Raw genomic sequence first — 19,177 nt, forward strand, 5'->3', positions numbered from 1 at the left:
CTAGCCAAGCTCGGAATTCCGCAGGTGCCGTGACTCTTCTGATTTGCGGCGCTTGCGGAATTGCTTCTTCATCCCCTGTGCCGGATACATCGGTTCAGGCCAGCGGGGTTGCAGCTGGTCGCCTAGGGTAATGCCGCGCATGCGCCGCCCGAACATCGGCAGCACCCATTGCCTCAGCCATTCCACATCTCGCTGGGTGGCCTGCCAGAACCCGACCCGGTCCGCGACGCCAAAGGGATCGAAAACCAGCTGGTGCGGATACCCGAGGAGCTCCAGGATCCGGATGGCCATATAGCGGTGGCCCGCACGGTTCATATGCAGCTTGTCGATATCCCACATGCGCTTGTCCCGGTAGGCATCCCAGTTCCAGTAGTCAACGAGCACCACCGAATCCGGGTAGCGTTCCGCCAGCTGGCGCACGCACTCGTTGAAACGCCAATTGCGCCGCTTGAACGGGGCGAGTACCGGGTGCACCGGGATATCGAACCCGGTGAACAACAGGACCTTGGCCCCCGTTGAGACCAGAGCGTCTACGGCTCGGGCATATTGCGCCAGGAACTCCTTCATGTCCTTGCGGAACTCGAGGATGTCATTGCCTCCGGCATAGAAGGTAATCACCTCCGGCTTGAGTTCCAAGGCCACCGGGATCTGCTCGTCGATGATCGATTTGAGCCGGCGGCTGCGGATGCCGAGATTCACGTACTGCCATTCGGGATCCGCTTTGGACAGCTGCTTGGCCACGCGATCAGCCCAGCCGCGCACCCCGTTGGGCAGCCTGGGTTCCCAGTCCCCCACGCCTTCGGTGAAGGAATCCCCGATCGCCATAAACAGCCGTCCCATGCTACCGACGCTAGAAGCCGAAAGTGCCTAGCAGGAAGCTTGCTGTTGAAATTCTGGCAAACGCTGGCGGTTCAGAAAACCTTGCGCATGATCAGCCGCGGCATCTTGCTGGCCTGGGCGTCGCTGACTCCAACGACCTCGAACCCGACCTGCTCGAACATCTTCCGCGTTCCGACGAAAGCCATGGTCAAGTCCATGCGTCCTGCAGGATCCACCGGGTAGGCCTCGACCGCTGGTGCTCCGAGATCGCGCGCATATTCCACTGCACCGTGGAGCATAGCCCGGTTCACGCCCTGGCGGCGGTGGCCGCTGAGCACCACCATGCAGATGATGCTCCAGACTTCCAGCTCATCCACGGGCCTGATGAGCTTGGACTTCGCCAGCAGCGGGATCTGCGAGCGTGGCGAAATGCTGCACCAGCCCACCGGTTCACCGCCGCGATAAGCGATGACGCCCGGAGCAATCGGCTCGGCGCTCAGCGAGCGCATGGCTTCGAACCGCTCCCCTGCGCCGCGTTCCCTGATTTCGGTGGCACTGAGCCGATGCGACAAGCACCAGCAGTGCTTCTCGCGATGGTTCGGATTCACAACCGTGGCGAAGTCTTCCATGCGTTCCTCGGTCAGGGTTCTGACCTCGATGGGCGCTGGTCGGGCGGTCTGCGGTTCCAGATTCGTGTCCATCTGTCCATCCTGCGCTTCGAATGGGCACAATGGCACACCCGACAGGAAAATTCTTCGGGTTTTCCATAAGGAAGATCTCCGGTTCCCTCGGTGTTGGCGCTGACCTGCGCGCTCTAGTGTTGAGGTATGACTTCGACACCTAAGGTTTCACCGGGCACCGCACCGGCCCGTCCCCCGCTGAGATTAGGCATGACGCTGCTGCACATGGCGTTGCTCGGTTCCGCCGGCCTGATCATGTTTTCACTTTTGCTCGGATGGCTCTCGCTCGGCATCGCGCTGACCCCGCTGCTCGGCCTGGGCCTGCTCTTCCTGGCCGGCCTGGTCTATGCGCTCTTCGGCATCGCCCGCTTCGAGCTCATGCGAGTCAGCAACCTCTACGACATAGACGTCAGTGCGCTGATCTGGCGGCCCCGCCGCCGCGAAGGTTTCGGCGAATACGTCCGCTCGCTGGGGCGCAACCTGGCCAACGGACGCATGTGGGCGCTGCTGGGAAGCTTGCTCTTCTCCTGCCTGGCCGGTTCGCTGATGCTCAGCGCATTGGAGCTGGCAGTCCGCACCGGCATCGTGGCCTTCGCCCCGGTCCTGCAATCGGATCAGGCCGATCCGCTGGCGAGCGTTCCAGGGCTGTGGGGCCTCCGGATCCCGGTAGACCAGGCCCCCTGGCTGGTACTGGCCGCACTGCTGGGACTGGCACTAGTTGTCGGTTTGGTCTTCTTGCACCGCATGGTCACCGTGGGAATCGTCGGCTCGATTGCCCGCGAGACCGCACTGGTGGAACGCGTTCGCACTACCGCGGTGCAGCGCGAGGGTGCCGTGCGCGCCGCAGAGGTGGAACGCACCCGCATCGAACGAGACCTGCACGACGGGGTCCAGCCCCGGCTGGTTTCCGTGGCCATGACCCTGGGCCTAGCGCACCAGCAGATCGACTCCGATCCGCGGCAGGCCAAGGAACTGGTGGCCGAAGCCCACGCTTCGACCAAGTCGGCAATCACCGAACTGCGCCAGCTCACCCGCGGCATCTACGCCTCGGTGCTCGATGACCGTGGACTGGATGCGGCGCTCTCGGCCATCGCAGGCCGCTCGCACATCCCGGTGGGCCTGGATGTCCAGCTCAATGGCCGCTACCCGCGGGTCGCCGAAGCGGCGGTGTACTTCGCCATCGCCGAGGCACTGACCAATGCGGCCAAGCATTCGCGGGCCCAACGCTGCCAGGTCACCGTGAGGGTGCGCGAGCACGAGGGCCAGCAAAGCTTGTGGGCCCGTATCGAGGACAACGGCACCGGCGGGGCGCGCATCACCCCCGGCGGAGGCCTGGATGGAATCAACAACCGGGTTCTCGCCGCCGGCGGCAGCCTGAACCTGGACAGCCCGACCGGCGGGCCAACCGCAGTGGAGGTGAACGTGCCATGCGCGTACTGATATGCGAGGACTCGGTCCTGCTGCGCGAAGGACTGGTCAGATTGCTGGCGCATAGCGGCCACCAGGTGGTCGCTGACTTGCCAGAGGCCAGCGGGCTGATGGATTTCCTGGAGACCGCGGCCGCGGAGCAATTCCCGCAGATCTGCATCCTGGATGTCCGCCTCCCGCCCACCTACACGGATGAAGGCATCCGCGCAGCACTTCAACTGCGCAAGAAGTATCCGGATCTGCCGGTGCTGGTGCTCTCCCAGTACGTGGAAGAACGCTACGCCTCTGAATTGATCTCCACCCAGTCCGGAGCGATCGGCTACCTGCTCAAGGACCGTGTTGCGGATGTCAGCGAGTTCATTGCCTCGCTGGAGCAGATTGCAGGTGGCGGAACCATCCTGGACCAGGAAGTGGTGGCACAGCTGTTGACCCGGCGAAATCACGATGACCGCATGCAGAACCTGACCGACCGGGAACGCACAGTCCTGGCCGCATTGGCCGAAGGAAAATCCAACCAGGCCATCGCCGCGCTGCTCTTCCTCTCGGAAGCCAGCGTTGAAAAGTACATCACTTCCATCTTCCAGAAGCTCGGCTTGGAAGCCGACGGAACGGGCAACCGGCGCGTGCTGGCAGCCCTGGCACATATCGAAACCCTGGGCACCAACCGCACAGACAGGACAGGATCATGACTTCCACGCACACCATGCCGCTACCCCCAACCCCTCCAGCTCCCTCCAACAACGGCAAACCGCTGAACATCATCCTCGCGGTGCTAGGCGGGCTGGTCATTCTCACCCTGGTCATCGCCACGGCACGCAGCGCTTTCGCTTCGATGTCCCGGGAGCATTCGATCCACGAAGCCGCGGTCTCCGGGGTGACCGCCTTGGATGTTTCGGCCAGCTCGGGACGCTTCGACCTGGTCTTCGCAGACACCGAGATGGCAACCCTTGAGGTCCGCAGCGCCAAGGCCGCCGACTGGAAGCTGCATCGCGAGGGCAACCGGCTTGTCGTCGAGGCCCCGAACGCCTGGGACAACTTCTGCTTCTTCGGCTGCGGATTCGACGCGAACGAGGCAACACTGGTGCTTCCCGAATCCCTGAACAACGGAACCCTGGATGCCGGCTTCGATTTGTCCGCCGGATCCTTCAATGCCATCGGCAACTACAAGAACGTCGTGGTGGAGGTCGGCGCCGGGGAGCTGAACCTCACCGGCAGCGCGCAAACCGCCGATGTGGATCTGGGTGCCGGCGAAGCAACCATCCGGCTGGAGAATGTCGAGAGCGCACGGTTCGACATCTCGGCCGGCGAACTGATCGGCGAACTGTCGGGCGAGGCACCCAAGAGCATCGACGGCAGCGTCAGCGCCGGCTCGCTGGAGCTGCAGCTGCCCGAGAGAACCTACGACCTGCGGCAGAATACGGCCGCCGGTTCGGTTGAGAACCAGCTCGCCACCGATCCGAACTCGCCGCATAAGATCACCATCCAGGTGGCTGCCGGCAATGCCATCCTGTACCCGGAAGGCACCGATAAGGAATCGATTGACCGCTAGTCCCGGTTTTCCCGGACAAGCAACAGCGTCCCTTCCTACGATCAGTTCACTGATCGTAGGAAGGGACGCTTTGCTGTACGAGCCTGGAGCCTAGGCCTGGTTCTTCTTCAGGGCGGCCAGGCGTGCTTCGATCTCGGAAACCTGCGGTTCGCCGGCTTCGATCTGCGCTGCGCCGTCGCCTTCCTCCAGGATGTCCTGCGGAGCGTTGCTGGCCTTCAAAGCCGCCAAGCGCGCATCGACTTCGGTGGACGCACCGAGGTCGTCGAGCTGCGCGAACTGCGCATCAAGGGAAGATGCTGCCAGTTCCTGCGCACCGCGGACCTTGGCTTCGTCCTGGCGGATCTTCTGCTCGAAGCGGCTGATCTCGCTGGTTGGGTCGTTGATGTCCAAGGCCTTGAGGGTGTCCATCATCTGGTTCTGGGTCTTGGCATTGCGCGCACGGGCTACCAGCTCATCGCGCTTGGCCACCAGTTCCTGGCGCTTGGTCTGCATGGTGTTCAGGCCGGTCTTCAGCTTGTCCACGACTTCGCGCTGGGTGGTGATGGTGGATTCCAGGTTCTTGGCGCGCTTCTCGGCGTCCATCTGGCGCTGGATCGCTACCGTGGCCAGCTGGTTGAACTTCTGCTGGTTGGCGGAATCGCCGGCGGCGGCATATTCATCGGCCTTGTTCGATGCGGCCAGCGCCTTGCCGCCCCAGTCCCTGGCTTCCTGCAGGAACTTGGCGTGGTCGTCTTCGGCCATGCGCAGGTTGCCGATGGTCTGGGCAACTGCCTGCTCGGCCTGGGCAATGTTGTTGGTGTAATCGCGGACCGTTTGGTCCAGCATCTTCTTCGGATCCTCCAGGGCATCCAAGGCAGCGTTGGCGTTAGCCTTGCCGATACCGAAAATTCGAGCCCAAATTGAGCGCTTCTTGGCCATAGTGCGTCCCTTCATCTTCCGTTGCTTAAAGCTTAGGGGAATCAGCGGTGGCGCTCTAACCAGAGATCCTTCTGCGTCGGGAAACTGCCTACGTTAAATGGCGCAGGTACCGGCCCGGGGCGTCCAGGAAAAGCCGCCAATTGCACACCATGTCCAAGTCGTCATAGCCCGATTCGCGGATTCCCCATTCCCCGATTTCATAGATTTTCGCCTCCGGCAGGGAAGCGAGAATTGGCGAGTGGGTGGAGAGGATCACCTGGGACCCGGCACGCAGCAGATCGGCAATATGCGAGAGCAGCATCAGGCAGCCGTTGAAGGACAGGGCGGACTCGGCTTCGTCGAAGACCCACAATCCGTTCACCGCGGAGCGTTCGGTGAAGAACTCAATGAAGGACTCTCCGTGGCTCTGGAAATTGTGCTTTCCGTGCGAGCCGATGGATCCCAAGTAGGCGAAGTGCCCATGCATGGTTTCCGCGCGCAGGAACACTCCTGCCTTGGACGCCCCGACTCCGCGTTCCAATTGCAGGTGCGAGGACAGCCCGGACTCGGTGGACTGCGTCTGGTGCATGCTGTGGTTGGTTCCACCCTCGGCATTCAGCCCGAAAGCCGCGGCGATTGCTTCGACGAGCGTCGATTTTCCGGCGCCGTTCTCGCCGACCAGCACAGTCAGCTGGCCAAGTTCCAGCCCCCCCGTCCAGCAGCTGGCGCACGGCCGGGATCCGGGCGGCCCAGTCCGAGCGATCCATGGGTGCCTTGGGATGCTCAGTGATCCGGCGAACCGGCAACGTGTCGAAAGGTGCGCTCATGAATCTGAGGCTATCAGCAGCCCGCGACAGCTCGGCACCCGCAGAACAGCACTGGGCCCCGGGGCCGCGCCACTGCATGGGCAGGGTGCGGCCACCGGGCCCAAGCGGTTTCCTAGCGGTTGACCGGCAGCATGTTCCCGGCGAAGAATCCGGCGATCTCATCACGCGCATCCAGCGGGAAGATGCCTGCGACGTACTGGTCCGGGCGGACCACCACGATGGCGCCGTCGGTGCTGATCTCGCGGTCGCGGAAGATATCGCGGCCGTGGCCGGCGGCGAACACCTGGTTGATGTCGTGCAGGCCGTACGGGACCTTCAGCGGCTGGAAGGCCTTGGGCACGTCATGCAGCTCCACCTCGGTGTAGTCCTGCTGGTAGATGGCCTTGGTATCGAAGACCGCATCCTCGTCTCCGCCAGCCGGGGTGTACAGGTTGCGCGGCGAGCTGGCGTCCTGCGCCCACCAGGCGGCGAAGTCAGCCATCTTGGTGCCTTCGAGCGCAGGGGCGGCCGCGTCGGCGAAGACGTAGACGCGCCAGCGGCCATCGGCCTCGTGGAGGTGGCCCAGGTGGCGCCAGCGGTTATCCGAACGGCGGATGACCTCGGCGGACTTGAAGCGCTTGCCCACCGGGAAGCCCGGGGCCAGATCCTGGTGCTCCAGGCCGGTAGTGATCGAGGAATCGGTGTACTGGGTCATGAATCCGGCAGGGAACTCCTGGGTCTGGGTGTAGTACTTCTCCAGCTCGTCCGGGTCGGTCCAGTCCTCGACGGACTTGGCCATCAGCGTGGACCATTCCTTGTCGAAGTCGATCAGGTTCTGCGCGATGACCTTGCGTTCCTCGGCGTAGGTGTCCAGCAGCGACTCGGGGGCGCGGCCCTCGAGCACGGCGGCCAGCTTCCAGCCCAGGTTGAAGCCATCCTGGATGGACACGTTCATGCCCTGGCCGGCCTTGGCCGAGTGGGTGTGGCAGGCATCGCCCATGATGAAGGCATGCGGGCTGCGGGTGCCGCGCTGGTCGTCCGGGACGTCGTCGAAGCCGTCGGTGATGCGGTGCGCCACCTCGTAGACCGAGAACCAGGCGACGTTCTTCACGTCCATGGTGTACGGGTGGATAATCCGGTTGGCCGTGTCCACGATCTGCTCGACCGGGGTGTTGCGGATGGCGCCTGCGTCTTCCGCAGTGGTTTCGCCCAGGTCCACGTAGAAGCGGACCAGGTAGCCGCCTTCGCGCGGGATAAGCAGGATATTGCCTTGGTCATGGGACTGGATGGAGCACTTGACCTGGATATCCGGGAAATCTGTGTTGACCATGACGTCCATGACGCCCCAGGCGTGCAGCGCGGCATCGCCATGCAGCTTGTGGCCCAGCGAGCGGCGCACCTGGCTGCGCGCGCCGTCGCCGCCGACCAGGTACTTGGCCTTCACGGTGCGCTCTTCGCCGGCACGCGGCCCGGCCACGTACTTGATGTGCGCGGAGACTGGGTATTCGGCCGACGGGTCGATCTCGCAGCCGACGTATTCAACGCCGTAGTCCGGGGTGATCTTGCCCGGTGCGCGTTCGGCGTCGCGCAGGAAGTAGTCGAGGATGCGCGACTGGTTCACGTAGATATGCGGGAATTCACTCATGCCGGTTGAGTCGTCCGCGGCGCGCGAGTGGCGCTTGATGTTGGCCGGGTTTTCCGGGTCCGGGGTCCAGAAGCACATCTCCACATTGCGGTACGCCTCCTCGATGACCTCGTTGGCGAAGCCGAAGGCCTGGAAGGTCTCCACCGAGCGGGCCTGGATACCGTCGGCCTGGCCTACTTCCAGGCGGCCCGGGCGCATCTCGATGGCGCGGGCGTTGATGCTCGGGAAGCGTGAGAGCTGCGCGGTCACCACAGCAGCGGCCGGACCGGTGCCAACGATCAGCACATCCATTTCATCGGGGATCTCCTCGGCGCGGTTGATTCCGTAGCCGGCGGCTTCCTTGACGCGCGGGTCGCCGGAGACGTATCCCCTGTGGTGAATCTGCATTATCTGGCTCCTTGTGCCGTGTCGCCACCTTGTTTTGTCTCTATAGTTGCGACACTGTAGTAACTATAGGAACAATCGTAGCTTTCGCGTAGGCTGGAGGCAAGACGTACGTCACACCGGGAACAGTGCGGGAAGCATCCGCGCATGCCAGATGAAATGATTGGATCATGAGCAAAACCACCGAAGGCGGTTCGCAGACCCTGGGTCGCGGGCTGGAAGCACTGACCCTGATCGGGGAATCCGCGGCGCCGCTGAGCGTCTCGGAACTCGCAGGGCTGCTGGGCGTGCACCGCTCCATGGCCTACCGGCTGGTCAAGACCTTCGAGCAGTACGGCTTCGTGGAACGCAACCCGGCAGGTGAACTTGAATTGGGCGCACGCCTGGGCGCCCTGGCACGCAATGTCGCCAAGTCCCTGCAGGCCGCGGCCGCACCGCATTTGGCCACCGTCTCCGATGAGCTGCAGATGACCGCGCTGCTAGTGGTCTTCGACGGCGAAGCGGCCGTCACGCTGAGCACCGCAGAACCCCGGCTGGCCGATGCCACCGTGGCCCAGCGCCCGGGCACCCGCCACCCAATCGACAACGGCGCACCGGGACGGGTCATCCGCTCCATGCTCAATCCCGAAGAATATCCAGCCAAGGAATTCGAATTCAGCCATGACGAAGTGATCCCGGGGCTGACCTCGATTGCCGTTCCGCTGCTGCTTCCGCAGGGCAAGCCGGCGGCCATTGCCGTGATCTACCCGCCGTTGGAACGCGACCGCAACCGCATTGCCCACGTGCTCGCGGCCGCGTCGGCGCGCATCTCCGCCAGCCTCGGTGTCCGCTCCTGAAACAGCACCTGCCGCCCGGCTGCGCTAGCTACGCGGTGCAGGCCTCATTGGAGCAACCGGCATCGCGCGGAAGGTAGGTGTCGGTTCCCTCCACCTGTTCCCACACGACGTGGCGGTGCTGCCCGCAGCGCTCGCACGAAGGGGCCAGGTACGTGGACCGCTCTTCCATGGTGTATGCCCGAAAATCACCCATCACAACCTCCCGATGACCAGCCGCGAAGCGACGCTCACGGCCTGCTGGACCTGCTTGGTGCCTTCACTCTACGCGCGGAACGCAAAACCGGCTAGGGTCTTCCGCACGCAGTTACCCACAGCTCCGCCAGCAGGCTCAGCCACCTCGTGGCAAACTAGGGCAGAGAACCGGAGCGCACCGTTTCGCCACCGCAGGACCGCTACCAAGGAAGAAGCCATGAGCACGTCAGAGCAGAAGCTGCACCGCTTGAAAGAACGCATCACCCTGTTGCTGAACAAGGCAGAGAACACCAATTTCCCGCATGAGGCGCAGGCGTTCCAGGAGCATGCCGAACGGCTCATGGTGCGCTACGGCATCGGCCGCGCCGAGCTGGATGCCGATTCGGCTGACCGGGGCAAGAAGAAGGAAGCCATCGTTGAGGAGCATTTCGATATGCGCGGCGTCTACCGGCTGGGCCAGCGCGACGGGCTGTCCGCGGTGGGACGTGCCTTCCGCACGGTATCGATGCTGCAAAGCAACTACTCGAACTCGTGCCGGCTGTACATCATCGGCCACGAATCGGATGTCGCTACGGTCAAGAACCTCTTCGCTTCCCTGGTTCTCCAGGCCACCGCCGCCATGGCCCACTGGTGGGCGCAGGAGGGCAAGCTCTACACGAACTGGTACACCGACTCCGAGAAGACCATCGAGCGCCGCGAATTCCAGCGCAGCTTCTACCTGCAGGTCGCCTCGCGCATCGCCAACCTGTACCAGGAAGAAAGCGAGCAGAACGGCGGCGGCACCGAACTGGTCCTGGCCAGCCGCAAGGAGCAGGTGGACGACTACGTCAGCAGCAACTACCCGTTCCTGCGCCGCAGCCGGAACCGCGCCTCCTCCGGCAGCGCCAATGCCTCATTGGCCGGACGCGTGGCAGGATTCAAGGCGGATCTCGGTTTCGGCAAGCACGTCGATTCGGCCTCTCCGGGCGAGGTCGCCAGCTAGCGCACTTCCCGAAGCTGGGTGTCCTCGATGTAGCGCGGACGCCCGGCCATGATCCCGACCAGGGTCTGGAAGATGATCAGGCCGGCGATCAGCCAGATCGGGGCAACCCATGAACCCGAGGTTTCATGCAGCACCCCGACCAGGAACGGTCCGGGAAAGGCCATCAGGTAGCCGGCCGATTGGCCGAAGGTGGACAGCTTCGACACCCCGGCCGCAGTACGGGCCTTCAATCCGATCATGGTCAGCGCCAGCGGGAAGTTCGAACCGCAGATGCCCAGCAGCACCGCCCAGAGCACCGCGCCTTGGACCGGGGCCAGCAGCATGCCGATGATCGCGATGATGCCCACGGCACCGTTGAAGATCACCAGCGGAGCCTGATTCGCGAATCGGGCAGCCAGCGCCGGCATCACGAAGGACAAGGGCACGCCCACGCCCAGCAGGATCGCCAGCAGGGATCCGGCAAACGCCGGGGAGACTCCGAAGTCGATGAAGATCTTGGGCAGCCACCCCATGAAGATGTAGGCGACGGCGGACTGGCCGCCGAAGAACAAGGCCACCCACCATGCGGTGGCATTCTTGCGCATCGGCCCGATGCTTGGAGCGTCAGTTGAATTGCCGGCCAGCTGCTGTTGGGCCGCGATCTGGTTGCGCATGCCGAAGTACACCAGCAGCCATAGCACCAGGGCCAGCAAGGCCAAGATTGCCCAGAAGCCCAGGCCCACGCGCCAGTTCCCGCCAAGCATCTGGTTCACGGGCACGGCGATGCCCGCCACCCCGGACGCGCCCAAGGCGACCGCAGTGGTGTAGGCAGCGGTGACGATCCCGATCTTTCCCGGGAACCAGCGCTTGACCAGCACCGGCATCAGGATGTTGCCGACCGCTATGCCGGCCAATGCCAATGCGGTGCACAGCAGGAAGAACCCGGTTCCCGGCGCGACCGCGCGCAGGGCGATGCCCAGCAGCACAGCTGCCATGGCCGCGGCCACCACCAGTTCCGGGCCGCGCTTGCCCGCCAGCCGGGGAGCCAAGGGACCCATCAGCGCAAAGCACAGCGGCGGGATGCCGGTGATCATTCCGGCCACGAACCCATTCATCTGCAGGTCCTCGATCACCAGATCGAGCAGCGACCCCAGGGAAGTGACGGCTGGCCGCAGATTCAGCGAGGCCAGGATGATCGCCAGGATCAGCAACGCGCCACATCCCTTGGACAGGGTGACGTGGTTTTTCGGGAAGTCAGGCATGGTATCCACAGACTATCCGCTTCAATTCACGGATCCCATATCCGTTGCCTTCACTACGCTAAAAGGCCGCCCCGGAAAACGGGACGGCCTCGTGGTGCGGGCAACCCCAGCGGATTAGCCCAGCTTGGCTCGCACCATCTGCGAGAGCGCCTTGCCGTCGAAGCGGCCGGCGATTTCGGCGCCAACCAGCTTCATCGCCTGGCCCATATCCTTCATGGTCAGCTCATGATCGACCGCCAGCTCGGCCATGACCCGGTCGACAATCTCCTGGGCTTCTGCTTCGCCCAGCGCCTTCGGCAGGTAGGTGGAGATGAAGGCGGCTTCGGCCAGCTCGCGTTCGGCATGTTCGGCACGCCCGTCCTTGGCAGCCAGTGCAGCGGTTTCCTCGCGGTTGCTGACTTCCTTGCGCAGCAGGTTCTCCACGTCCTGGTCATTCAGTTCCGTGGGGTTCTTCCCCGACTTCTCCTTGGTGCCGATGGCGCTGAGGATATTTCGCAGGGTCGTCTTCTCCAGCTCGTTGCCGGCCTTCAGGTGGGCGATGCTGTCATCGCGCAGGCGATCTTTCAAAGTCATGGGAACTGCCTTTCACTTCGTGTGCTTGAAATTTTACTCGCATAGCTTCCACGCTGTTTTCCACTGGGCCACCCCGGATGCACGCACACGCTTTTGATACAGTGACCAGATGAAACCACTGCGCGCTGGCGCCATCGTTGCCGCGCTGGCGCTGATCGCAGTTCTCCTGGTGGTCTGGAAACCATGGGACTCCTGTGATGCTCCCGATGACGCGTGCGATTTCCTGGCAACCGTCGCGGATCGAGATGGCGTCTTGGGCTCCCAGGTGTCCTCCAAAGTGTCGGAGCACGATGCCTTAGCCGCGCCGGAGCTGTCAGTTGACGTGCAATTCGAGCTCTCAGATCAGCTCGACCCCGGGCAAGCCAGAGAAGCCGTCACCCAGATGGCCCAAGACATCCAGGCCGGAGCCCCGGCGCTGGATATGAATGTAATCCACCTGTCTTTCGTTGCAGGCCCCTCACGAAAAATCCAGGGGTCGAAGACCAAGGCCTACCCCTTGGAAGTCAGCGAAATTATCTCCCCCGCCGCCGCTGACGAACACGCGAAACCTGCCTTGCTTGGCGAGAAAGCAGCCTTTGCCTTCGGCCTGCGCAACCATGGCGCAGCCAGCGTGATCCATGGCTCGGCCACGGCGGACAATCTGGAGCAGCTGCTGAAGCTGGGAGAATTCACGGCCCAAGCCAAGCACCCGGCCGAGCTGGTCCTCGCCGATCACAGCGTGCGCTATTCGTCCACGGATCGCACCGATATGTCCGAGCTCCAGCTCCTTGCCGATGGCGCCAAGCGGGGGATCTTCCAGAACGCCAGCATTGATAATTCCGGGTTGAATCTGACCCTTGGCAACCAGGCGCCAGCAGCAGCCGAGCAGGAAACCCGCGTGTGGCTGGAGCAGCATGAAGCATTTGACGAGGCCATGCCCTACCAGCTGTTCTCGGCTGGATATGAGGTTCTTGCCGAAGGCTGGGTTGGCGGCAAGAAACCCGAGTCGCTCATTCCCCGACCGGTGGTTCTTCCCGATAACGTCACCAGGTGGCCGCAGGGCCCGTCGGCCCCATGGTGTGCGGAGGGTGATGTGGACATTGCATTGGGAACACCCGACGCGGCTGCCGGTTCCCGGTACCTGCCGGTGTTTGCCAAGAACATTTCTGCCGGCCCGTGCGCGCTGCGCTCCTACCCGCAGATCGCTTTCCTCAACGCGGATGGCGACGCCCAACCGGATGTCCAGCTGCAGCCCGAGCCGGGCATCCTCCTTGAGCGCGTTGCCATCCCTGCCGGCGAAGCGGTGATCTCGACTTTGGAGTGGAATGCCATGTCGACATCCCTGGATCCGGATGAAACCGTGGCGCTGGGAATTGCCGCGGCCAGGGGCATGACACCGGTCGAACTCGCACCGGCCTTCGACGGCAAGCCCACAACCCTTGACATCCTGGATGGCGCGCGGATCACGCAGAGCCCGTGGGTCCAGGCCCGCGACGGGTGGACAGTTCCATCCGACGCTTTCGCCCAGCAATCCCCTGCCCGGCCAAGGCCCTAGGCGAGGTTGCCTACTGCTCGCGCGGCGGGAACGCCTTGTACTTGCGGTAGTGGCTGACCGCATTCAGCAGCAGGTAGAGCTTGCGGCGGGGGTGCTTCTCGGCGGAGAACTTCAACGGGTTCGACACCTTGCCGGCCATGAGCAGCGCCTCGGCCTTGCGGCCGGTATCGCTGTCGAAGAAGCGGCGCAGCAGATGGTGCGGCAGCACGGTGAACAGCCGCTGGCGCGACAGCTGCAGCACCCCTGCCCCGGTCTCCACCACGGCGTCCGTTTCCGGGTCCGAATCATCGAACTGGGCTCCGAGGAACTCGGTGACGTAGAAACGGGCAGGGTTCACCCCGGCCGCGGTCAAATAGAAGTGGTTGCGGCCCAAGCGCGGGTTGATCTCGAAGAATTTGATCTGGCCATCGCGGTGGTCGTATTTGGCATCGATCATGGCGATCCCGCGCCAGCCCAGCTCCTCGAGCATGCGGGCTCCATCCGCGGCCATTTGGTCGTTCCGGCCGGTGACGATGGCGGCGGAGTTGCCCAGCACCAGCGGGGCATGTTCCTCGATCACGACTTCGCCATAACCGGCGAAGATGACCTTTCCTTCCTGGGTGGCGAAATAGGTGCACAGCCGCATCGCATCATCGCCACCGGGAATGTATTCCTGCAGGATGTAGCCCGCGTCGTAGCCGCTGCCATCGATCTTTGCCAGCAGCGCTTCAAGCTCCGCACGGCTGCTGATGGTGTGGATCTTCTGCTTGCCCTCGAACTTGGCGGCAATCCATTCAGCGGAGCTCGATGGCTTGCCGATGACCGGGTAGTCGAAGGAGCCGACCAGGGATTCCAGCTCGGCTCCCGGGTAGTACACGGCGGTGCGCGGGTGGGCGATGCCCAGCTTCTCGGCGAGCGCGTAGAAGTTCTCCTTCAGCGCCGCCCCCTCGATGGTTTCCAGCTCGGGGTACGGGATGACGTACTGGCCTTCCAGCTGCGCACGGTGCTTGGCGATCAGCATGATGTGGAAGTCCAGCGAGCCGAAGAGCATCAGCGGCCGGTCCCCCTCGGCTTTCAACTCATCGGCCAGCTCGGCCAGGGCCGCGACCACGCGTCCCTCATCGGCCATGGAGCCGATGGGGCGCAGCTCGATGGCGACCGAGTGCTCGATGACGCCGTTGCCAGCGGCCGGCAGGACCACCGAGCGCACGCCGTAGGCCTCGTGGAATTCGCGCGCCAGGGTGTAGGTGCCGATGTCTCCGCCGAGGATGACGGGGACAAAGGGCTGGGTTGGATCGATTGCCACAGTGGTGGATTCCCTACTTCTTGCGCCAGTTCATGTACTTTTCGAAGGCCCAGGCCAGCGGCTTGTTCAGCGCAAGGTCCCATTCGCCGTTGGTCTGCACGATGTCGCAGCCGGTGTTGGTCTTGAACTTGGTCAGCCCGGACAGGTGGTGCTCCTTGTCCAGGGTTGCGCTCACGCCGCCCTGGTCCAGGTAGCGGCAGCCGGCGTCGATGGAGTCGCTGACCATGTGGTGCATGATCGCTTTCGGGGCGAACAGCTTGCGCTGCTCCGAGGAGGAGGCGCCGTAGAGGTACCAGGCAAGGTTCGAGGAGCGGATGACAATGGCGGCTGCGAGGTCCATGCCTTCGTTGCTGGCAATGTACAGGGTGCAGGAGCCGGGCACTGCGGCGTTGAGCACGGTGTGCATCTTCTCGAAGTAGCTCAGCGGGCGGCCGGTGAACTCCTGGCGGTCGGCGGTGTGGTTGTACAAGGCATGGAAGCGGGCCATGTCCTTGGTTTCGCCGATCTCGACTTCCAGGGTGCTCTTCAGCGCCTTGCGGGTCTCGTTGCGGGTGGTTGAGGAGTAGCTGGCCATGACCTGCTCAATATCCAGCTGGTTGCCCTCATCATCCTGCAGCGCCACGCGGGCCACGTACTCGGGCTGTCCAGCGGCGAAGTCCAGTCCCACGTCTTCCTTGGTGAACCCCAGATCTGCCAGCGCGTCATTCAGTGCCAGTGCGGTACTCGATGTGCTCTTGGTTTCCAGGTCGTTCAGCTGGGTGAAGCCTTCCTTGCCCAGGTTCTTGCGCACGGCGGAGGCTCCCCAGGTGCGCACTGCAAGTCCCGGGCCCATCTTCAATTGGAAGGCGCCGCGGTTCTTCAGGTAGGAGGCCAGCGGGCGGATGACCGCTTCCGGCGCGTAGGCGCCGAAGTCGATGACCGGGCCATCGGGCAGGTAGGCGAGGGTCTTCTTGATCACCGGGGCCGCACGGTGCAGCACCAATGCGGCGCCGACCAGTTCGTCTTCCTCGAAGAAACCGAGGGATTCGCCCCGCCAGCCGCCCTTGACCTGAGCCCATTCGGGACGCTGCAGGAAGCTGACGTCGTGGGCGGTCTCCAGGAATGCTGAGTGCTCGGTACCGGATATCGGACGCACATGAAGTTCGTTGTGGCTCACGGGTGAAATCCTACCGTGCTTCCCTTCCGTATTGGGGGATGCCAGATACCCCTAGGGGGTACTTGACTTAATACCCCTAGGGGGTATCATCGGAGTATGGAAACCAACCACACGCCACATGAAACAGCCGAGCACCACGGCTATCACGCGGACAAAAGCGCCTTGGAACGACGTTTGAAGCGCATTGAAGGCCAGGTGCGCGGAGTGGCCAAGATGGTAGCTGAAGACAAGTACTGCATCGACATCCTGACCCAGATCTCCGCCATCAACGCGGCATTGCACAAGGTCAGCGTGCAGCTTATCGATGACCATATCGGCCACTGCGTGGTGGATGCGGCCAAGTCCTCCATCGATCAGGGCGACCCGTCCATCGTGCAAGACAAGATTGCCGAGGCCACGGCCGCCATATCCCGCCTGGTGCGCTAAGCCCGCGCCCACGCACCAATTTTCCAATTCACACAGAACTCATCGAAAGAGAGCAAGATCATGAGCCACAACTGCAACTGCGGATGCTCCTCGGAAAAGAACTCCAACCAGGGCCTGCAGATCCAGCCGCGCACCGACATCGCCGCGGCCCCGACCCAGACCGAAATCAAGGTCTCGGGCATGACCTGTGGGCACTGCGTCGCTTCGGTCACCGAAGAACTCAAGGAGATCGCCGGGGTTGATTCCGTGGACGTCGCACTGGACGCACAGGGAATCTCCACCGTGAAGGTCACTTCCGCCTCGGCGCTCGCCGAGGATTCCATTCGCCAGGCTATCGACGAGGCAGGCTACACCGTCGAAGCCATCAACGCCTAGCCACCGCACGGCACAGGCACCCGCGCCGCCGCCGGCGGCGGCGGCGGGAAAGTTCAAGGTATTTTCATCATGACTTCCGAAACCCCCACCCACTCCCCCGAATTGCGCACCGTAGACCTGGACATCCAGGGCATGACCTGCGCCTCCTGCGTTGGCCGCGTAGAGCGCAAGCTGGGCAAGCTGCCCGGGGTGACCGCTTCGGTCAACCTCCCGTTGGAAAGCGCCAAGGTCCAGGTCCCCGCGGGGATCAGCGATGACGAGCTGATCAGCACGGTCAAGGCCGCCGGCTACGGCGCCTCGTTGAAGCCCGAGGCCAAGGCCCCCGTGCACCACGACGAGCATGAGCACGGCGGGCACGAGCATCTGGTGCCCAACCACCTGCTGCGTCGGCTGGTGGTCTCCGCGGTCTTCACCATTCCGCTGTTCATCATCTCGATGGTTCCGGCCGCCCAGTTCCCGCACTGGGGCTGGGTAGCCTTCGCACTGGCCACCCCCGTGGTGCTCTACGGCGCCTGGCCATTCCACAAGGCGGCCGCAATCAACGCGCGTCACCTGGCCTCCACCATGGACACGCTGGTGTCGCTGGGCGTGCTGGCCGCCTACCTGTTCTCCGCCATCCAGCTGTTCCTCGATCCGCAGATGACCGCCCATACCGGCATGGCCATGAGCGAGCACCAGCTGTACTTCGAGACGGCAGGCGTGGTGGCCACACTGCTGCTGCTCGGGCGCTATCTTGAGCACCGGGCCAAGTCCTCGGCCTCCGATGCGCTCAAGTCGCTGCTGAACCTGGGCGCCAAGCACGCCACCGTGCTGCGCGAGGGCCAGGAAGTGAAGATCCCGGCCGACCAGGTGCGCATCGGGGAGCACTTCGTGGTGCGTCCGGGCGAGAAGGTCGCCACCGACGGCGTGGTCATCTCCGGCACCAGCGCCATCGACACCTCGCTGATCACCGGCGAATCGGTGCCGCAGAAGGCACAGCCCGGAACCAACGTCACCGGTGCGACGCTGAACGCCTCCGGGCGGCTGGTCGTCGAGGCCACCCGCGTCGGTTCGGACACCACGCTGGCCCAGATGGGCCGGCTGGTTTCGGAGGCCCAGTCCGGCAAGGCCCCGATCGCACGGCTGGCTGACCGCATCTCGGCGGTCTTCGTGCCGATCGTGCTGGGCATCGCCGTGCTCACCTTCCTCACCTGGTGGCTGGTCACCGGTGATACCTACGCGGCCTTCGTCGCAGCCGTCGCCGTGCTGGTCATCGCCTGCCCCTGCGCCCTGGGCCTGGCCACCCCGATCGGCCTGCTGGTCGGCACCGGCCGCGGCGCCCAAATGGGCATCCTGATCCGCGGACCTCAGGTTCTGGAGGACACCCGCAAGCTGGACACCATCGTGCTGGACAAGACCGGCACCGTCACCACCGGCGTCATGGCGCACACCGGAACCCGCACCGTCGATGGCGTCGACGAGGCCACCGCACTGGCGCTGGCAGGAGCCGTGGAGCACCACTCCGAGCACCCCATCGCCCAGGCCATCGCCGCCGCGGCGTCCGTCCAGGCCCCGCTGGCCGAGGTCACCGGCTTCCATGCGGAGCCAGGCGGCGGCGTGAAGGGCACCGTAGGCACCCAGCTGGTGGTCGTCGGGCGCCCCTCATGGCTCGAATCCCAGGGCGTCATGCTGGACGAATCCGCCCGGCAGATGCTCCACGAGGCCGAGCAGGCCGGCGCGACCGCCATCCTGGTCGCGGTGGACCAGCAGTTCCAGGCAGTGATCTCTGTGGCAGACAAGATCAAGGACAGCTCCGCGAAGGCCATTGCCGAACTGCAGGAACGCGGCCTGCGCGTCGTGCTGCTGACCGGCGACAACAAGTCGGTGGCCGCCGAGGTGGCCGGGCAGGTTGGCATCAAGGAAGAAGATGTCTTCGCCGGCGTCTTCCCTGCCGACAAGGCCAAGGCGATCAGCACGCTGCAGGAGCAGGGCAAGGTCGTGGCCATGGTGGGTGACGGCGTGAATGATGCGCCGGCACTGGCCCAGGCGGACCTGGGCATCGCGATGGGCTCGGGCACCGACGTGGCCATCGAGGCAGCCGACATTACCTTGATGGGCAATAACCTGCACCAGGTCACCCAGGCCATCGACCTGTCGGCCAAGACCCTGTCCACGATCAAGATGAACCTGTTCTGGGCCTTCGCCTACAACACCGCAGGCATCCCCGTGGCCGCCCTGGGCCTGCTCAACCCGATGATCGCGGGTGCAGCCATGGCAGCCAGCTCCGTGCTGGTGGTGCTCAACTCGCTACGGCTGCGCCGTTTCGGAAAGCACTAGCACCAGCCGGGAACACCCCCTGGGGCGGCCGCGTGAGAAATTGCGCTGCATGT

At 64.0% G+C, this 19,177-nt stretch carries 19 protein-coding genes; 9 read left to right on the forward strand and 10 right to left on the reverse strand.

Features of this window, described 5'->3' with window-relative positions; genetic code table 11:
• On the reverse strand, window positions 1-840 hold the full coding sequence (locus JOE62_RS15775) for an SGNH/GDSL hydrolase family protein (protein WP_204723102.1): 840 nt from the start codon (window positions 838-840) through the stop codon (window positions 1-3).
• A gap of 71 nt (window positions 841-911) precedes the next feature.
• Entirely contained in the window at window positions 912-1,520 is a 609-nt protein-coding gene (locus JOE62_RS15780; RefSeq protein ID WP_204723103.1) for a GNAT family N-acetyltransferase, read from the reverse strand.
• 126 nt (window positions 1,521-1,646) lie between these two features.
• On the opposite strand from JOE62_RS15780, the gene JOE62_RS15785 reads away from it, so the two are divergent.
• From JOE62_RS15785 to JOE62_RS15795, 3 genes are read left to right on the forward strand one after another with little or no spacing between them, the layout of a single operon-like run.
• On the forward strand, window positions 1,647-2,939 hold the full coding sequence (locus JOE62_RS15785) for a sensor histidine kinase (RefSeq protein WP_204723104.1): 1,293 nt from the start codon (window positions 1,647-1,649) through the stop codon (window positions 2,937-2,939).
• The gene (locus JOE62_RS15790; protein WP_204723105.1) at window positions 2,927-3,616 is read left to right on the forward strand and encodes a response regulator transcription factor; all 690 of its coding nucleotides are present in this window, start codon (window positions 2,927-2,929) and stop codon (window positions 3,614-3,616) included. Before JOE62_RS15785 ends, JOE62_RS15790 begins: the two co-directional genes overlap by 13 nt.
• Window positions 3,613-4,476: a hypothetical protein gene (locus JOE62_RS15795; protein ID WP_204723106.1), complete on the forward strand. Its 864-nt coding sequence runs from the start codon at window positions 3,613-3,615 to the stop codon at window positions 4,474-4,476. Before JOE62_RS15790 ends, JOE62_RS15795 begins: the two co-directional genes overlap by 4 nt.
• 90 nt (window positions 4,477-4,566) lie before the next feature.
• Here the strand turns inward: JOE62_RS15795 and JOE62_RS15800 are convergent, their stop codons facing one another.
• From JOE62_RS15800 to JOE62_RS15810, 3 genes are all read right to left on the reverse strand, one after another.
• Entirely contained in the window at window positions 4,567-5,409 is an 843-nt protein-coding gene (locus tag JOE62_RS15800; RefSeq protein ID WP_239543445.1) for a PspA/IM30 family protein, read from the reverse strand.
• A gap of 73 nt (window positions 5,410-5,482) precedes the next feature.
• Window positions 5,483-6,058 (reverse strand): AAA family ATPase, encoded by a 576-nt coding sequence (locus tag JOE62_RS15805; RefSeq protein ID WP_338085809.1) that lies wholly within the window; start codon window positions 6,056-6,058, stop codon window positions 5,483-5,485.
• 254 nt (window positions 6,059-6,312) lie between these two features.
• Window positions 6,313-8,211, reverse strand: a complete 1,899-nt coding sequence (locus tag JOE62_RS15810; protein WP_204723107.1) for an FAD-dependent monooxygenase — start codon at window positions 8,209-8,211, stop codon at window positions 6,313-6,315.
• Window positions 8,212-8,378: 167 nt separating this feature from the next.
• On the opposite strand from JOE62_RS15810, the gene JOE62_RS15815 reads away from it, so the two are divergent.
• Window positions 8,379-9,044, forward strand: coding sequence for an IclR family transcriptional regulator (locus tag JOE62_RS15815; protein ID WP_204723108.1), 666 nt, complete (start codon window positions 8,379-8,381; stop codon window positions 9,042-9,044).
• A gap of 28 nt (window positions 9,045-9,072) precedes the next feature.
• Here the strand turns inward: JOE62_RS15815 and JOE62_RS15820 are convergent, their stop codons facing one another.
• Window positions 9,073-9,237 carry a hypothetical protein gene (locus JOE62_RS15820; RefSeq protein WP_204723109.1) on the reverse strand — a complete coding sequence of 55 codons (165 nt, stop codon included), beginning with the start codon at window positions 9,235-9,237 and terminating at the stop codon, window positions 9,073-9,075.
• Window positions 9,238-9,453: 216 nt separating this feature from the next.
• On the opposite strand from JOE62_RS15820, the gene JOE62_RS15825 reads away from it, so the two are divergent.
• Complete coding sequence (locus JOE62_RS15825) at window positions 9,454-10,218, forward strand: DUF2786 domain-containing protein (protein WP_204723110.1); 765 nt, start codon at window positions 9,454-9,456, stop codon at window positions 10,216-10,218.
• Here the strand turns inward: JOE62_RS15825 and JOE62_RS15830 are convergent.
• On the reverse strand, window positions 10,215-11,459 hold the full coding sequence (locus JOE62_RS15830) for a CynX/NimT family MFS transporter (protein ID WP_239543447.1): 1,245 nt from the start codon (window positions 11,457-11,459) through the stop codon (window positions 10,215-10,217). The genes JOE62_RS15825 and JOE62_RS15830 overlap by 4 nt on opposite strands.
• A gap of 114 nt (window positions 11,460-11,573) precedes the next feature.
• Window positions 11,574-12,032: a GatB/YqeY domain-containing protein gene (locus JOE62_RS15835; protein ID WP_204723112.1), complete on the reverse strand. Its 459-nt coding sequence runs from the start codon at window positions 12,030-12,032 to the stop codon at window positions 11,574-11,576.
• Between the two features lie 109 nt (window positions 12,033-12,141).
• Here JOE62_RS15835 and JOE62_RS15840 point away from each other — a divergent pair, with 109 nt between their 5' ends.
• The gene (locus JOE62_RS15840) at window positions 12,142-13,566 is read left to right on the forward strand and encodes a DUF4232 domain-containing protein (protein WP_204723113.1); all 1,425 of its coding nucleotides are present in this window, start codon (window positions 12,142-12,144) and stop codon (window positions 13,564-13,566) included.
• A gap of 10 nt (window positions 13,567-13,576) precedes the next feature.
• On the opposite strand, the gene JOE62_RS15845 is transcribed toward JOE62_RS15840, so the two are convergent.
• Both JOE62_RS15845 and JOE62_RS15850 read right to left on the reverse strand, forming a co-directional pair.
• On the reverse strand, window positions 13,577-14,851 hold the full coding sequence (locus JOE62_RS15845; protein ID WP_204723114.1) for a carboxylate--amine ligase: 1,275 nt from the start codon (window positions 14,849-14,851) through the stop codon (window positions 13,577-13,579).
• Between the two features lie 13 nt (window positions 14,852-14,864).
• Window positions 14,865-16,007: a peptidoglycan bridge formation glycyltransferase FemA/FemB family protein gene (locus tag JOE62_RS15850; RefSeq protein ID WP_204723115.1), complete on the reverse strand. Its 1,143-nt coding sequence runs from the start codon at window positions 16,005-16,007 to the stop codon at window positions 14,865-14,867.
• A gap of 96 nt (window positions 16,008-16,103) precedes the next feature.
• On the opposite strand from JOE62_RS15850, the gene JOE62_RS15855 reads away from it, so the two are divergent.
• The 3 genes from JOE62_RS15855 to JOE62_RS15865 all read left to right on the forward strand — a co-directional run bounded on the left by JOE62_RS15855 (window position 16,104) and on the right by JOE62_RS15865 (window position 19,124).
• Window positions 16,104-16,433, forward strand: coding sequence for a metal-sensitive transcriptional regulator (locus JOE62_RS15855; RefSeq protein WP_204723116.1), 330 nt, complete (start codon window positions 16,104-16,106; stop codon window positions 16,431-16,433).
• 60 nt (window positions 16,434-16,493) lie between these two features.
• Entirely contained in the window at window positions 16,494-16,808 is a 315-nt protein-coding gene (locus JOE62_RS16400) for a heavy-metal-associated domain-containing protein (RefSeq protein WP_083515604.1), read from the forward strand.
• Between the two features lie 69 nt (window positions 16,809-16,877).
• A complete protein-coding gene (locus JOE62_RS15865) occupies window positions 16,878-19,124 on the forward strand; it encodes a heavy metal translocating P-type ATPase (protein WP_204723117.1) in 2,247 nt (748 codons plus the stop codon).
• Window positions 19,125-19,177: the final 53 nt, after the last annotated feature.

Origin of the sequence: Glutamicibacter nicotianae, assembly GCF_016907615.1 — a bacterium.
GTDB classification, from domain to species: Bacteria; Actinomycetota; Actinomycetes; order Actinomycetales; family Micrococcaceae; genus Glutamicibacter; species Glutamicibacter nicotianae.

Bases quoted from the DNA above. Each gene is read 5' to 3' on its own strand.
- JOE62_RS15800 (WP_239543445.1), bottom strand. From the start codon at position 5,409: ATGAAGGGACGCACTATGGCCAAGAAGCGCTCAATTTGGGCTCGAATT.
- JOE62_RS15815 (WP_204723108.1), top strand. From the start codon at position 8,379: ATGAGCAAAACCACCGAAGGCGGTTCGCAGACCCTGGGTCGCGGGCTG.
- JOE62_RS15840 (WP_204723113.1), top strand. From the start codon at position 12,142: ATGAAACCACTGCGCGCTGGCGCCATCGTTGCCGCGCTGGCGCTGATC.
- JOE62_RS15865 (WP_204723117.1), top strand. From the start codon at position 16,878: ATGACTTCCGAAACCCCCACCCACTCCCCCGAATTGCGCACCGTAGAC.
- JOE62_RS15830 (WP_239543447.1), bottom strand. From the start codon at position 11,459: ATGCCTGACTTCCCGAAAAACCACGTCACCCTGTCCAAGGGATGTGGC.
- JOE62_RS15810 (WP_204723107.1), bottom strand. From the start codon at position 8,211: ATGCAGATTCACCACAGGGGATACGTCTCCGGCGACCCGCGCGTCAAG.
- JOE62_RS15785 (WP_204723104.1), top strand. From the start codon at position 1,647: ATGACTTCGACACCTAAGGTTTCACCGGGCACCGCACCGGCCCGTCCC.
- JOE62_RS15820 (WP_204723109.1), bottom strand. From the start codon at position 9,237: ATGGGTGATTTTCGGGCATACACCATGGAAGAGCGGTCCACGTACCTG.
- JOE62_RS15835 (WP_204723112.1), bottom strand. From the start codon at position 12,032: ATGACTTTGAAAGATCGCCTGCGCGATGACAGCATCGCCCACCTGAAG.
- JOE62_RS15780 (WP_204723103.1), bottom strand. From the start codon at position 1,520: ATGGACACGAATCTGGAACCGCAGACCGCCCGACCAGCGCCCATCGAG.
- JOE62_RS15790 (WP_204723105.1), top strand. From the start codon at position 2,927: ATGCGCGTACTGATATGCGAGGACTCGGTCCTGCTGCGCGAAGGACTG.
- JOE62_RS16400 (WP_083515604.1), top strand. From the start codon at position 16,494: ATGAGCCACAACTGCAACTGCGGATGCTCCTCGGAAAAGAACTCCAAC.
- JOE62_RS15825 (WP_204723110.1), top strand. From the start codon at position 9,454: ATGAGCACGTCAGAGCAGAAGCTGCACCGCTTGAAAGAACGCATCACC.
- JOE62_RS15795 (WP_204723106.1), top strand. From the start codon at position 3,613: ATGACTTCCACGCACACCATGCCGCTACCCCCAACCCCTCCAGCTCCC.
- JOE62_RS15855 (WP_204723116.1), top strand. From the start codon at position 16,104: ATGGAAACCAACCACACGCCACATGAAACAGCCGAGCACCACGGCTAT.
- JOE62_RS15775 (WP_204723102.1), bottom strand. From the start codon at position 840: ATGGGACGGCTGTTTATGGCGATCGGGGATTCCTTCACCGAAGGCGTG.